At 69.5% G+C, this 13,478-nt stretch carries 9 protein-coding genes; 3 read left to right on the forward strand and 6 right to left on the reverse strand.

What is annotated here, in order from left to right; genetic code table 11:
* Positions 1 to 22: 22 nt before the first annotated feature.
* The 4 genes from OV427_RS22535 to OV427_RS22550 all read right to left on the reverse strand — a co-directional run bounded on the left by OV427_RS22535 (position 23) and on the right by OV427_RS22550 (position 8,192).
* The gene (locus OV427_RS22535; RefSeq protein WP_267858205.1) at positions 23 to 3,184 is read right to left on the reverse strand and encodes an efflux RND transporter permease subunit; all 3,162 of its coding nucleotides are present in this window, start codon (positions 3,182 to 3,184) and stop codon (positions 23 to 25) included.
* Positions 3,185 to 3,193: 9 nt separating this feature from the next.
* A complete protein-coding gene (locus tag OV427_RS22540) occupies positions 3,194 to 4,384 on the reverse strand; it encodes an efflux RND transporter periplasmic adaptor subunit (RefSeq protein ID WP_267858206.1) in 1,191 nt (396 codons plus the stop codon).
* Positions 4,372 to 5,895: a TolC family protein gene (locus tag OV427_RS22545; RefSeq protein ID WP_267858207.1), complete on the reverse strand. Its 1,524-nt coding sequence runs from the start codon at positions 5,893 to 5,895 to the stop codon at positions 4,372 to 4,374. The genes OV427_RS22540 and OV427_RS22545 overlap by 13 nt, the downstream gene beginning before the upstream one ends.
* Before the next feature lie 227 nt (positions 5,896 to 6,122).
* The gene (locus tag OV427_RS22550; RefSeq protein ID WP_267858208.1) at positions 6,123 to 8,192 is read right to left on the reverse strand and encodes a HEAT repeat domain-containing protein; all 2,070 of its coding nucleotides are present in this window, start codon (positions 8,190 to 8,192) and stop codon (positions 6,123 to 6,125) included.
* 272 nt (positions 8,193 to 8,464) lie between these two features.
* Here OV427_RS22550 and OV427_RS22555 point away from each other — a divergent pair, with 272 nt between their 5' ends.
* From OV427_RS22555 to OV427_RS22565, 3 genes are all read left to right on the forward strand, one after another.
* On the forward strand, positions 8,465 to 8,857 hold the full coding sequence (locus tag OV427_RS22555) for a hypothetical protein (protein ID WP_267858209.1): 393 nt from the start codon (positions 8,465 to 8,467) through the stop codon (positions 8,855 to 8,857).
* A 460-nt stretch (positions 8,858 to 9,317) separates the two neighbouring features.
* Complete coding sequence (locus OV427_RS22560) at positions 9,318 to 9,644, forward strand: hypothetical protein (RefSeq protein WP_267858210.1); 327 nt, start codon at positions 9,318 to 9,320, stop codon at positions 9,642 to 9,644.
* 116 nt (positions 9,645 to 9,760) lie between these two features.
* Positions 9,761 to 10,711 (forward strand): oxidoreductase, encoded by a 951-nt coding sequence (locus tag OV427_RS22565; RefSeq protein WP_267858211.1) that lies wholly within the window; start codon positions 9,761 to 9,763, stop codon positions 10,709 to 10,711.
* On the opposite strand, the gene OV427_RS22570 is transcribed toward OV427_RS22565, so the two are convergent.
* Both OV427_RS22570 and OV427_RS22575 read right to left on the reverse strand, forming a co-directional pair.
* Positions 10,701 to 11,549 carry a helix-turn-helix transcriptional regulator gene (locus tag OV427_RS22570; RefSeq protein ID WP_267858212.1) on the reverse strand — a complete coding sequence of 283 codons (849 nt, stop codon included), beginning with the start codon at positions 11,547 to 11,549 and terminating at the stop codon, positions 10,701 to 10,703. The two genes, OV427_RS22565 and OV427_RS22570, sit on opposite strands and share 11 nt — an antisense overlap.
* A 115-nt stretch (positions 11,550 to 11,664) precedes the next feature.
* On the reverse strand, positions 11,665 to 13,443 hold the full coding sequence (locus tag OV427_RS22575) for a M4 family metallopeptidase (protein WP_267858213.1): 1,779 nt from the start codon (positions 13,441 to 13,443) through the stop codon (positions 11,665 to 11,667).
* Between the last annotated feature and the right edge of the window lie 35 nt (positions 13,444 to 13,478).

Here is a 13,478-nt window from a genome sequence, read left to right on the forward strand (position 1 = left end):
AGTATTGCTTGTTTTGCTTGTTTCACACGGAGTGTGGCCGCGGGGGGCTTTCCGCTGGGGGTGGAGTGCGCGGCGGGTGGTGCCTGCGGACGCGTGAGCGTGCCGTCTCTACCAGCACATACAGCACGGGGATGAAGATGAGGTTGACAAAGGTGGACAGGAGCATGCCCCCGAAGACGGTGGTGCCCAATGACTTGCGCGCGGAGGCACCTGCCCCGGAGGCCAGCATCAGCGGCACCACGCCCATGAGGAAGGCGAAGGACGTCATCAGGATGGGGCGCAGGCGCGTCTGTGCCGCGTGGATGGCGGAGTCCGCCACGCCGCGGCCCTCGCCGCGCAACTGCTCGGCGAACTCGACGATGAGGATGGCGTTCTTGCTGGCCAGGCCCACCAGCATGACGAGCCCCACCTGGCAGAACACGTCGTTCTGCAGGCCGCGCAGGTTCTGCAGGCCGAGCGCGCCCAGCATGGCCACCGGCACGCCGAGGAGGATGACGGCGGGCAGGGCGAAGCTCTCGTACTGCGCCGACAGCACCAGGAACACGAAGACGATGCCCAGGCCGAAGATGAGCAGCACGCTGCTGCCCGCCTGGCGCTGCTCCTGCGACAGGCCCGTCCACTCGAAGGTGTAGCCCGTGGGGAGGGACGCGCGCGCCACCTTCTCCATGGCGTCCAGCGCCTGCCCGGTGCTGCGACCCGGCGCCGCCTGGCCATTCAGGCCCGCCGAGCGGAAGAGGTTGTAGTGCTGGATGTTCTGCGCGCTGGTAATCGGCTTCACGCTGACGAGCGACTCCAGCGGCACCATCTGCCCCGACATCGCGCGCACGTAGAGCGCGTTGATGTCCTTGGGCTCGTTGCGGAACGGCACGGCCGCCTGCACGTAGACGCGGTACACGCGGCTGGCGAAGGTGAAGTCATTCACGTACTGGCTGCCCAGGTACACCTGCAGGGTGGAGAAGACGGCGTCCAGCGGCACCCCCAGCGCCAGCGCCTTCTCGCGGTCCACCTGCACGTCCAGCAGCGGCGTGCTGGCGGTGAACGAGGAGAAGACGCCTCTCAGGCCCATGTCCTGGCTGGCACGCGCCACCAGCGCATCCGTCGTCTGGGACAGTTCCGCCAGCGAGCGGCCGCCCTGCTGGTCCTCGAGGACGAACTCGAAGCCGCCCACGCTGCCCACGCCACGGATGGCGGGCGGCTCGAAGGGCAGCACGCGCGCGCCGCCGATGCCGAGCAGCGGGCCGCGCAGTCGCTCCACCAGACCCGCCACGCTCTGCTCCTTCTTCGTGCGCTCGTCCCAGGGGTGCAGGTTGATGAAGAGGGTGCCGTAGTTGGCGCCGGTGCCCAGCAGCGAGAAGCCGCCCACGGTGAAGATGTCCTGCACCTCCTTCTGCTGGCGCAGCACCCCTTCCGCCTGGAGGAGCACCTGTCGCGTGTAGTCCAGCGACGTGCCCTCCGGGCCCTGCACCGCGACGATGAGGTAGCCCTGGTCCTCGCCGGGGATGAAGCCGGAGGGCGTGAGGCGGTAGACGAAGAAGGTGCCGGCGAGGCACACGAAGAAGGCGATGGTCACCGGCCACTTCAGCGGCCCGGTGAGCCGCACGAGCAGCCCGCCGTACGCGTCGCGGAACTTGTTCAGCCCCTGGTCGAACAGCCGGAACACCTTCCACTTCTGTCCCTCGTGCGGCTTGAGGAGCAGCGCGCAGAGGGCGGGGGACAGCGTGAGGGCCACGAGGGCCGAGAGGCTGATGGAGAAGGCGAGGGTGAGCGCGAACTGCCGGTAGATGATGCCCGTGGTGCCAGGGAAGAAGGACACGGGGACGAACACGGAGGACAGCACGAGGGCGATGGCCACCAGCGCGCCGGCCACCTGCTTCATGCCGCGGTGGGTGGCCTCGCGGGCGTCCACGTCGTCGTGCTCCATGGTGCGCTCGACGTTCTCGATGACGATGATGGCGTCGTCCACCACGAGGCCCGTGGCCAGGGTGAGGCCGAAGAGCGTCAGCGTGTTGATGGAGAAGCCGAACGCGCTGACGAAGAGGAAGGTACCCACCAGTGACACCGGCAGCGTGGTGGCCACCACCAGCACGCTGCGCCAGCCGTGCAGGAAGATGAACACCACCAGCACCACCAGGAGGATGGCCTCGCCCAGCGTCTGGAGCACCTCCTCAATCGACGCCTGCACTGCGGCGGTGGTGTCGAAGGCGCGCTGGTACGCCATGCCCGGGGGGAAGGTCCCCTTGAGCCGCTCCAGCTCCTGGATGACGCCGTCGCGCACCTCCAGCGCGTTGGAGCCCGGGAGCTGGAAGATGCCCAGGCCCACGGCATCGCGGCCGTTGAAGCGCAACATCTGCCCGTAGTTCTCCGCGCCCAGCTCCGCGCGGCCCACGTCCTTGAGCCGCACCAGCGAGCCGTCCTGTCCGCGCTGCACGACAATCTGGCCGAACTGCTCCGCGGTGGTGAGCTGTCCCAGCACGCGCACGGTGAACTGGTACGTCTGGCCCGGAGGCGCGGGGTCCTGGCCCACCTGGCCCGCGCCCACCTGCACGTTCTGCGAGCGCAGCGCATTCACCACGTCCGTCGCCGCCAGCCCGCGCCGGGCCAGCTCCGTGGGGTCCAGCCACAGGCGCATGGCGAAGCGGCGCTCACCGAAGATGCGCACGTCGCCCACGCCCTTCACGCGCAGGAGCGCGTCACGGATGAAGACGTCCGCGTAGTTGCTGAGGAAGCCCGTGTCGTAGCGGTTCTCCTTGTCGAACAGGCCGAAGGCCATGAGCAGCTGCGTCTGCGCCTTGTTGACGGTGACGCCCAGCGCGTTGACCTCGGCGGGCAGCTGCGGGGATGCGGTGGCGACGCGGTTCTGCACGTCCACCGCGGCGAGGTCCAGGTTGCGCCCCGGGTCGAAGGTGACGGTGATGCTGCTCACCCCGGTGTTGCTGCTGGTGGAGGAGATGTAGCGCATCCCCTGCACGCCGTTGAGCTGGCGCTCCAGCACGGTGGTGACGGCGCTCTCCACCGTTTCCGCGGACGCGCCGATGTATGTCGCCGTCACCTGCACCACGGGCAGCGACAGGTCCGGATACTGCTCGATGGGGAGCGAGGGGATGGAGATGACGCCCACCAGCGTGATGATGATGGACACCACGCTGGAGAAGACGGGCCGGCGGATGAAGAAGTCAGTAAACATGCCGCCTCCTCACTGCGCCGGTGTCGAGCTGCCGCCCGCGTCCGTGCGCTGGGACTGTCCGTCGCCGCTGCCGCCCACGCCGTGGGAGTCCCCCTGGGCCGCGGGCTTCGCGGGCGTGGGCTGAATTGGCTGGCCGTCTCGCAGCAACTGGATGCTGCTGACCACCACCTGGGTGCCGGCGTCCAGGCCGCCCATCACCTCGTAGGCGTTGCCGGAGACCTGGCCCAGAGTCACCGGGGCGCGCCAGGCCACCGTGCCGCCGTCGCCCTGGCCCACCACGTAGACGAAGGACTGGCTGCTGATGCGCGTCACCGCGAAGGTGGGCACCTGCAAGGCGTCACGCGTCTCGTACACCACCTGCGCGCGCACGAGCTGCCCGGCTCGCAGCCCCACGGTGTTGTCGAAGACGGCCTTCACCTCGACGAGCTGGGTGGCCGGGGCGGGCGTCGCCGCGATGAAGAAGACGGGCGCGGATACCACCAGCTTGCCGTCCGCGTCGAGCACCTCCACCGGCGTGCCGCCGACCTTGATGTCACGGGCCCGCTCGACGGGCACCTCCACGGACACCTCCAGCGCGCGGCTCTGGTCCAGTTGGGTGAGCGGCGTCTGCTGCGTGACGAAGTCGCCCACCTTCACCGGGTAGTTGCCCACCACGCCCGCGAAGGGGGCGCTCACCTTGTAGAAACCGAGCTGAACCTCCTGCGCCTGGATTTGCGCCTCGATGGACCGTGCGCTGGCCTCGGCCTGCTCGGCCTGCGCCACCGCCTGGTCATAGTCCTGTTTGCTTTGCAGTCCTTCCTTCAGGAGCTGTGCGCTGCGCCTGCGGGTGCTCTCGGCGAACTCGCGCTGGGCCTCGGCGGCGGCCTTCTGGGCCTGGGCGGCGCGCAGGCCGGCGCGCTGCTGGCGGGGGTCCACCACCAGCAGCACGTCGCCCTGCTTCACCTGGGTGCCGGGACGGACGGGAATCTCCTGCACGTAGCCGGCGACCTGCGGGAAGACGGTGATGCTGCTGCGGGAGATGAGCGTGGCCTGGTACTCGCTGGTGTCGCGCACCTGTCCCGGGGCCAGCGCCTGCACCTGGACGGGCATGGCCCTGCCCGCACCGGCCTGGCCGCCCTGGGGGCCGTCCTCCGGTGAGCCCTTGCACGCCGCCAGCGCCAGGAGCATGAGCCCCGCGCTCCAAGTCCTCACCACTCGCATGACGCCTCCGCCAGGAATGCCTCGACTCGCGCCTGCTCCAGCTCGAACTCGCGGACCACCAGCGCCAGCTCCGCCTGCCGCAGTGCCGCCGCGGCATCGATGAGCTCCAGGCTGGTGCCCGTGCCCACCTCGAAGCTGCGCCGGGTGAGGCGGTCGTTCTCCTCGGCCAGGTCGCGCTCGCGCGAGGCGATGTCGCGGGCCGCTGACGCCACGTCCACCCCGCGCCGCGCCTGCGCCACCTCTACCGAGACGTTGCGCTGCAACTCCACCACGTCCTGCCGGGCCACCTCCGCCTCGGCCCGCGTCTGCCGCAGCCGGCCCTCGCGCGCGCCGCCTTCCCAGAAGGGCAGCACGAGGGTGGCGCCGATGTTCCACGCCGGCACCTCCGCGAAGTCGTCCTCCACCGTGAGGGCCACCGCGGTGCTGCCCAGCGTCAGCGTGGGCAGGTAGCTCCGCTTCACCTCCGATATCTGCAGCTCGGCCACGGTGAGCCGCGAGCGCGCCGTCGCGATGTCCGGCCGGCTGTCCAGGTCCGCCAGTCGCTGGCAGTCCTTCTTCGCGCTCAGGAGCAGCGTCTCCAGCTGGACGTCCCGCGCGAGCCCCACCGCGCTCGGAGTGCCCAGCGTCAGGCCGAGCGACTCCCGCGCCTGCCGCAGTTGCTCGTCCCCCGTCACCACCAGCGTGCGAGCGGACTCCGCGTCCTGCTGCGCGCGGACCACGTCGAGCCGGGTGCCCGCGCCCAGCTCCAGCCGACGCTGGGTCAGCGCCAGCCGCTCCAGGGCGTTGCGCAGGTTGACGCGGTTGACCTCGGCCAGCCGCTCCCGTGCGGACACCAGGACCAGCGCCTGGGCGAGCGCGCTCGTGAGCTGGCGCCGCGTCTCGGCCAGGGAGAGGGCCGCGGTGCGCCGGGACTCGTCCGCGGTGTGCAGCACGGCGAAGGCCTGGAGGTCGAGCAACGGCATCGACGCGGTCAGCGTGCCCAGGAAGGGTGGAGAGGTGGGACGCAGGCTGTCCGTTCCTCCGCTGCTCACCCCGCCGCTGACGCCTCCACTTCCGCCGCCGAGGAACGTCGTCGCGTCGGGGTTGAGCACGTTGTACTGGGTGGCCACGGTGCCGGTGAGGGTCGGCAGCAGGCCCGCGAGGGCGATGCGCCGCTGCCCCGCCGCGGACTCCACCTGGGCGAGTGCGGTGCGCAGGTCCGTGGAGCGCTGGCGCAGCAGGTCCAGCGCCTCCTTCCACGAGGACACCCGCATGGGCGCGGGGGGGATGGGCTCCAGCATCGGGTCCGACACCTGGAACTGCGCGGGTGGCGGTATGTCCCCGGGTTGCGCCTCCGGAGCGGTGCGCGGAGGCCCCGTCTGGACTCCCGGGCTCGCGGGAGCGGGGGGAGGGGGCGTGGCGGGCGCACCGGAGGTCGGCTGCCGCACGGTGCCGGGGTCCGCCTGGGCGAGCAGCATGCCGGGCAGGACGCCGGAGCGGGAGAGCAAGGCTGCGAGCAGCAGGGCATTCATGGGGGCGCGCCCAGAGGTACGAGGCGCGCATCCCGGGGACCACGTCCCCATGGGCAACCCTGCGTCTGGTGGACAAATGAAGCGCGCGGGGTGCTCAGCAGTGGATGAAGTCGCGGCTGGCAGGAGTCATGCCAGGGACGGAGTCGCGACTGTGTTGCGAATGCAACGCCGCGTCCCGGGGCGCCGGGCTCATTTCCGCCCGTGCCCGGTTGTCGACGGGGAGCGGCTCACCGCCCCTGGCGGAGCATGTTGAGCCGCTGCTTCGCGGCCTTGCTCTGCGGGTCGAAGCGCAGCGCCTCCTCCAGCCGCTCCTGGCCCTTCTGCGGCTGGCCCTGGACGACGTACAGGTCGGCGAGCCGCACGAGGGCCTCGGCGTTGTAGGGCTGGAGGTCCAGCGCGCGCTCGAACTCGCGGGTGGCGGTGCCCAGGTCCTTCCGGCGGACGGCGAGCTGGCCGAGCATGATGTGCGGCTGCACCAGTCCGGACGTCTCCGGCCGCGAGGCCAGGGACTCCAGCGTGGAGATGGCACGCGGGTCTCCGAGGCTCGCCAGCGTCAGCGCGGCGGCCTGCCGCACCCAGAGGGAGGCATCCGCGAGCAGCGGCACCAGGTCATTCGCGGCCTCGCGCGCGCCCGCCGTTCCGAGCCCGTCGATGACGTCCGAGCGCAGCAGGCTGTCGGTGGTGCCCTTGAGCGCGGCGCGCAGGGCGGGCACGGCGTCGTGCTTGAAGCGGCGGGCCAGCAGCTTCGCGGCGACCCCTCGCAGCGAGGGTGCCTCCGCCGTGTCCGCGAGCACGGCCTCCAGCGCGGGGCGGCTGGTGGCGGCCGTCTTCTCGTCGAAGGCCTCGGCCAGCGTCAGGCGGCGCTGCTGGCGCGTGGCGGCCTGGGGCCACCACTTCGTGAGCGCCTGCGACATGGCCGCGGGGGTCTCCTTGGCGTGGCAGGTGTTGCAGGCGTTGGGGATGTCGTGGTGGGTGGTGTTGTCCGGGGCGGGCACGTCGATGGCGTGGTCGGCGAACTTGTCGAGCACGCCGGAGACGACGGCCGGCATGTGGCAGGACAGACAGTCATTGGCGGCGCGGGCGGTGTGGTGCGTGTGGGCCTTGCCCTGCGCGAAGACGTCCTCGTGGCACTGCTGGCAGGTGGCGGCGCTGGCGGAGACGTGGGCGGCTGTCTTCCCCGGCTTCGGAATCTCGAGCTCGTTGGCGCCGTGTGGCTCGTGGGGGGCGGTGTGGCAGGTGAGGCAGGTGGCGCCGCCCTGGAGGTGGCAGCGGGATTGGATGAGGGCCTGGTACTCGAAGCTGGAGGTGCTGGGGCGGCCGTCGGTGAAGTAGTCGCCGGAGCGCTCATTGCCGACGAGGAGGACGATGGGCTGGTAGTGGTCGTCGTAGCGCTGGCCGGGTTGGAAGCGGTGGGCGCCGTCGAGGATGGGGAACAGCGGGCGGCGCGGGCCGTGGCACTGCGCGCACACGGCCATGGCCTGCGCGTTGTTGAGCTTCGCGGGCTGGACGATGTCCTTCGGGTCCTGCGTGTCGGCGTGGCGGGCGCCGGGGCCGTGGCAGCTCTCGCAGGCGACACCGGCGTCGGTGAAGCGCGTGTTCCAGGTGTGCGAGGCGCGGTCATAGCTCGCGTCGAGCCCGGTGACGTGACAGTCGAGGCACGCGTGCTGGGCGCTGCGGCGGAAGTTGGCCCAGAAGAAGGGGTGGTCCGGGGTGAGGGCGCCCTGCTTGGTCTCCGAGTAGTCCACCCACTCGCCCTTGCCGGTGACGTGGAAGTAGATGGGCAGCACCTGCCAGCGGCCGTCGGGGAGCATGGTGATGGGGTCCTGCATGCGCTTGCCGCCGACCACCCAGTTCACGGGGAACTCGGCGAGCTCGCCGTCCGCGCCGCGGGTGCGCATGAGGTGCTTCTCGGCGTCGCGGCGCATCCACGCTTCGCTGGAGTCGCCCTTGAAGTGCGTGTTGCGGAAGTTGCCGACGACGAACTTCGACGTGGCCGGGGAGAGCGCGCGGGAGTGCCAGTCCTTGCCCCAGGCGGCGTGCTCGTCCTCGTGGCACTCGCTACAGGCCTCGGAGCCGGCGTAGGCGCCCACGGGAGGGTGGGAGTCCTTCACGGGCGCGGGTGCGGGGCTCGCGGGGGCACTCGCCGTCACGGTGGGCGCGGGTGCGGGCGCGGCGGCGACGGGCGGGGAGGGAGGCACGGGCTCCGGGGAGGAGCGCAGGGCGATGGTGATTCCCGCGGCCGCACCGAGCACGGCGAGGACCACGAGGGCGAGCAGGGCGGGGCGAGAGGGGCGCATCGGAGTTGTCATGGGATGCTGCCCCGGGGGGCGACGCGACACAAGCAGGGCTCCTGGCCACTCCCGACGGATATGACCTGGACGGTTGCTTCGTTGCCGGAGCTCCGGTCCTCACGGCGGATGGTCAGCGCCCCATCGGGGAAGTAGCAACTGAGCACCGGGTGTGGGCCTGGGACGAAGAAACGAAGGAGTCAGGCTGGCACCGAGTGGTACGAACCTTCGTCAAGTACGGCAGCCCGAGTAACGAAATCTTGGTTGTGCGGAGGGATTCCATGACATCGTCCAGCATCTTCGAGCGCTTGCGCAAATCTCCAGGGCTGTTCCTGCCTTCCGTTGATTATGACGTGGCAGTGGCGTTCCTGCTTGGCTTCGATGCGGCGACGGAGGGCGGTTGCCTGATGGGCTTTCGTGAGTGGTTGGTGCCCCAGTTAGGAGGGGGGAACAATCTTCACTGGGCTGGGTTGGTCCTCAATCTCATGAAGCGGGAGACCGAGGTTCAGCGTTCCGAGGGAAACCATTCTGAGAAAGAGCGTGTCGAGTTCCTGCTCTCGACGCTTGATATGTTTCACCAAGAGCGCACCTCTTCGGACGGTCTTCGGGCCATCTATCTTCGTTATGAGGCATGGCTGAGAACCCAGAGTTGGTACACGCCCCCGTCGGCCTGACGGGCTCCTCCAGGGAGTCCTCGCAAGCGCGTAGAACGCGAACCAAAATAGGCACGCCGCAGTTGAATTGCGCCAGGGGCAACCCGGTCCCGCAAGGTTCGTCGGCATCCACGCCGCCAAGGTGGGTACCGGCTTCGAGGCTCTCAAGCCCATCACCGGACCGTGGACCTGCTTGCTGGTGACGACCCGCGAAGACCCGAAACAGGGTCGATTCCTATTTGCAATCTACAATGCCTTGCGCATCTTTGATCAGGGCGTGGCCTCTATTCTTTTGGTTGAAGGGCAGCCACGTGAGCACTGGACACCGCTTCGCGACTGGACGGCTTCACAGAATTGATTTCGTTGTTGGCAGCGCTCGTGCACTACCGCACCAGGCGGGTGGTGATGCGACGACTGGGGACGTGATGGACTTCTTTGACCTCTTCGGGGAATGACTGAAGGGGCAGGAGGCGACATGGGGATGACGAAGCAAATCGCCGATGAGTTCCTCGGATGGTGGATCGACCCAGCGAGCAACCCAGATTTCTCAAGGCGATTTGCCCATGGGTTCACCTACCGGAAGGAGCCAGTAGGACTGGCTGATTCAGGCGCGGTTTGGTTCATCGAACAGAAACTGCCTTGGTCCAAGGTGGATGTGAGGTCGCAAGAGGTCGAGGGAGACACGGCGCTCATCGTCATCGAGGGGGTCGACCCGGTGACGGACCTTCGCCATGAAATCAGCTGGGAGCTTGTCGTCCGGGGGGAGCGAATCGTGTCCGTGGTTGAGCGTGTTGACATCATTGGGTAGGCCCAAGTCCTTCTGTCTGGCGGAGTAGGGGCGCTCTCGAGCGTCATCCTGGTGGTCCGGGTCATAGGATGAATTCACGCCCTTTTCCGGTGGCCGCGAGCCGCTAGTTATGGGCCATGACCACGAAACAAGAGCCCCTGAATTCTGGCTATGGCGCGCGGACGACGGCGCGTGAGGTACTTGGCAACCGCAGGCTCGATGGAGCCCTCGCAGTGGTGACGGGCGGGTATGCGGGCGTCGGGCTGGAGACCACGCGCGCGCTCGCGGCCGCCGGTGCGACGGTGGTCGTCCCCGCGCGAACGCCCGACAAGGCACGCGCGGCATTGGCCGGCCTGGAGCGCGTGGAGCTGGAGCACCTCGACCTGAGCGAGCCGGCGTCGATTGACGCATTCGCCGCCCGCTTCCTGGCGTCCGGCCGCCCCCTCCACATGCTCGTGAACAACGCGGGCATCATGGCGACTCCGCTCGTGCGGGACTCGCGCGGGTTCGAGTCCCAGCTCGCGACCAACCACCTCGGCCACTTCCATCTCACGGCGCGACTCTGGCCCGCGCTGCGAAAGGCCCACGGTGCACGCGTGGTCTCCCTGTCGTCACGGGGGCACCGGCGCGCCTCAATCGACTTCGAGGACCCCCACTTCGAGCGACGCCCCTACGACAAGTGGATTGCCTACGGCCAGTCGAAGACGGCGAACGCGCTCTTCGCGCTCGCGCTCGACGCACGGGGCGAGCCGCAGCGCATCCGTGCGTTCTCCGTCCATCCAGGGGCCATCATGACGGAGCTGGTGCGGTGGATGTCCGACGAGGAGCTTCACGCCATCCGCTCCGCGAGCGCAGCGGACTTCTACAAGAACACCGAGCAGGGCGCGGCGACGAGCATCTGGTGCGCCACGAGCCCCCAGCTCGAAGGACTCGGCGGCGTCTACTGCGAGGGCGTGGACATCGCGCAGGCCGTGCCCGCCGACTTTCCCGAGCAACGCGGTGTGAGGCCGTGGGCGATGGACCCGGACCTGGCCGAGCGGCTGTGGACGAAGAGCGAGGCGTGGACCGGCGTGACGCTCACCGAGTGACGTGCCGGAACAGCTTCCGTGCTCGCGTGGTGCTCGTCCCGGGCCGTGGCGAGTAGAGCGTGACGCGGAGCTGGTGCCCGTCGGGCTCCGAGTGCATGAGCGCGACGTGCTCGAACTCGATGACGCCCAGGTCCGGGTGGTCGATGACCTTCAGGCCCTCGGGGCGCTCGACCACGTCGTGCTCGCCCCAGAAGCGCGCGAACTCCGGACTGACGCTCGCCAGCTCCTCGACGAGCGCATCGAACTCCGTCCGGTCGGCGGCGCGCGCGGCGTCGAGGCGGAAGCCCGCCACGGCCCTGCGCGCGTCGGCTTCCCAGCCCGGCATGCGTGCGCGCCGGTCCGGGTTCATGAACAACGACCACAGTCCGTTGCGTCGCTCCGGGGGCAGGAGTCCGAAGTCCCCGTAGAGGACGACCGCCGGTGCGTTCCAGGCGAGCACGTCCCACCGCCGTGTCGAGACCAGGGCCGGAAACGGGTAGTCGTCGATGACGCGCTGGAGCGCTTCACTGACCCTGGCGGGAGCGATGGCGGGACGCGCCGCCGGCCGCCCGTGCGCCAGCTCGAACAGGTGCGCCCGCTCCGTCGGCGTCAGTCGGAGCGCCCTCGCGAGGCGCTCGAGCAGCGGCTCCGACACGTGGATGTCCCGGCCCTGCTCCAGCCACGTGTACCAACTCACCCCCACGTCCGCGAGGCGGGCGACCTCCTCGCGCCGCAGGCCCGGGGTGCGCCGCCGGGTGCCGGCCGGCAGGCCCACCTCCGCCGGACGAACGCGTGCACGACGGGTGCGGAGGAACTGCGCGAGCTCGGCGCGCCGTGGAATGCGTGGCGTACTCGTCACGAGGCCGCACGTTACGTGAGCGCCGAAGGAGGCACCACGCCCACCCAAAAAGACAACCGGCGCGGCTGCCGAGGAGTGGCAGCCGCGCCGGCATGAAACACAGCCCTACCGCGAACTACTGACCGGAGCTCACCGTGTAGGTGACGCCGGAGAAGGCCGTGTAGCCCTTGATGAGGACGTAGTACGTGCCCTGCTTCGCACCGTTGATGGTGCAGGACTCCGTGGCGGTGGCGCTCCCGGAGATGCAGTCGTAGCTCGTGGTGGTGGGGGCGCTGCCGAACTTCACGTACAGGTCCGCGTCACCCGTGCCGCCCGACGTAGCGAACTTCATCGCCGTCGCGCCGGCCGGCGTGACGTGGCTGTAGGTCGTGGAGCTGCTCTTCGCGCCGGACACGTTGCTCACCGTGGAGATGACGGTCCACGTCGGAGGAGCCGCCACGCCCACCGCCGTCCAGCCCGCGTTCACCGAGGCCGCCGCGGCCGCGCCGTACAGGTCCTGCGCCGCCTGCGCCGTGGCGCCGCGCGCCTCGGAGAAGGTGCTGCTCGGGGTCAGGTACACCGTGTTCGCACGGTAGAAGATGGCCGCGCCCTTCATGATGCTCGTGAAGGCGTCCGCGTCGAGCGCCGTCACCACGGTGGTCGTCTTGCCGCGCGGGTGCGTGCCACCCGTCACCATCAGCTTGAACGCCAGGTTGGCGATACCCGAGTTCCAGTGCACGCCACCGTTGTCCGAGGTGCCGGTGTAGCGGGTCGGGTAGTAGTCATAGTCACCCGCGATGGCCGGGTCGTTCATGTAGCGGAGCGCGTCGCCCGCCGTCCCCGGCGTCCAGCACTCCTCGCCAATCTTCCAGGTGTTGGCCGAGACGGCCCCATCCCGGAACGCCTCGATGGAGGCGCCGAAGACGTCGGACATCGCCTCGTTGAGGGCGCCGGACTCACCCTGGTAGATGAGCTCGGACGACGTGTCGGTGACGGCGTGGGTCAACTCGTGGCCCACCACGTCCAGCACGGTCAGCGGGCCGGACTGCGTGCCGTCGCCGTCGCCGTAGACCATTTGCGTCCCGTTCCAGAACGCGTTCACGTAGTTGCGGCTGTAGTGCACCGACGAGATGAGGTTCGTCCCCAGGCCGTCGTAGCTGTCACGCCCGAACTTGCTGAAGTAGAAGTCGTACGTGAAGCCCGCGTTGTCGTGCGCCGCGTTCAGCGTCGCGTCGCTCGTGGCGGCCTGGCCCTCGCTGCGCGTCAGCGTGCCGGGCAGCGTCGTCCGGTTCTTGGCGGTGTACGTCTTGCGGTTGCGCTGCGTCTTGATGTTGTCGAACGACAGCGCCGTCTCGCCGGTGTGCGCGTCGACGAACACGTTCGGCATCGCGGGCTCGCCCTCGGCGGAGACCGTGTCGAGCTGCACCCGCCACGTCAGCCGGGCACCCTTGCCGGTGTTGTTGGGGAGGATCTGGAGGTCCGCCTTCGGAGCGCCCACCAGGACGCTGCCGGCGGGCATCTGGGCGACGGCGGCCTGGATGGCCCGGCTCGACCCGAGGCTGGGACGGGTGTCGACCTTCAGGTCGCGCGCCAGCCGGTCGGTGATGGAGGCGAGGCTGCCGTCCTCCTTCAGGTGGACGATGGCCTGGGCGCCGAACACCGGCACGCCGCTAACGCTCTGCGTCAACCGCTCATGGGCCTTGCCACCGCGCTCCGACAGGGTGCGCTTCGCGGCCAGCTCGCCCGTACCACCAAGGAATTCAGGCTGTTGCATCTTGACCTGACGCAGGCCCTGGCCCGTCTGGCCAAGGGTCTGCAGGTCCTCCGGGGACTGCGTGTCGGCGTCCAGGGTCTCGACGCCGCAAGCACTTCCGAGGAGCAGGGGGAGGATGGAGACAAAACGAGTCAAGCGCATGAGGGACTTCCTCCAGAACGGCCAGGTGGCCGAGC

It is taken from the genome of Pyxidicoccus sp. MSG2, assembly GCF_026626705.1.
Taxonomy (GTDB): Bacteria; Myxococcota; Myxococcia; order Myxococcales; family Myxococcaceae; genus Myxococcus.

Excerpts from the sequence above, each read along its gene's own strand:
- OV427_RS22575 (WP_267858213.1), bottom strand. The coding sequence starts at position 13,443 with ATGCGCTTGACTCGTTTTGTCTCCATCCTCCCCCTGCTCCTCGGAAGT.
- OV427_RS22560 (WP_267858210.1), top strand. The coding sequence starts at position 9,318 with ATGACGAAGCAAATCGCCGATGAGTTCCTCGGATGGTGGATCGACCCA.
- OV427_RS22555 (WP_267858209.1), top strand. The coding sequence starts at position 8,465 with ATGACATCGTCCAGCATCTTCGAGCGCTTGCGCAAATCTCCAGGGCTG.
- OV427_RS22540 (WP_267858206.1), bottom strand. The coding sequence starts at position 4,384 with ATGCGAGTGGTGAGGACTTGGAGCGCGGGGCTCATGCTCCTGGCGCTG.
- OV427_RS22565 (WP_267858211.1), top strand. The coding sequence starts at position 9,761 with ATGACCACGAAACAAGAGCCCCTGAATTCTGGCTATGGCGCGCGGACG.
- OV427_RS22550 (WP_267858208.1), bottom strand. The coding sequence starts at position 8,192 with ATGCGCCCCTCTCGCCCCGCCCTGCTCGCCCTCGTGGTCCTCGCCGTG.
- OV427_RS22535 (WP_267858205.1), bottom strand. The coding sequence starts at position 3,184 with ATGTTTACTGACTTCTTCATCCGCCGGCCCGTCTTCTCCAGCGTGGTG.
- OV427_RS22545 (WP_267858207.1), bottom strand. The coding sequence starts at position 5,895 with ATGAATGCCCTGCTGCTCGCAGCCTTGCTCTCCCGCTCCGGCGTCCTG.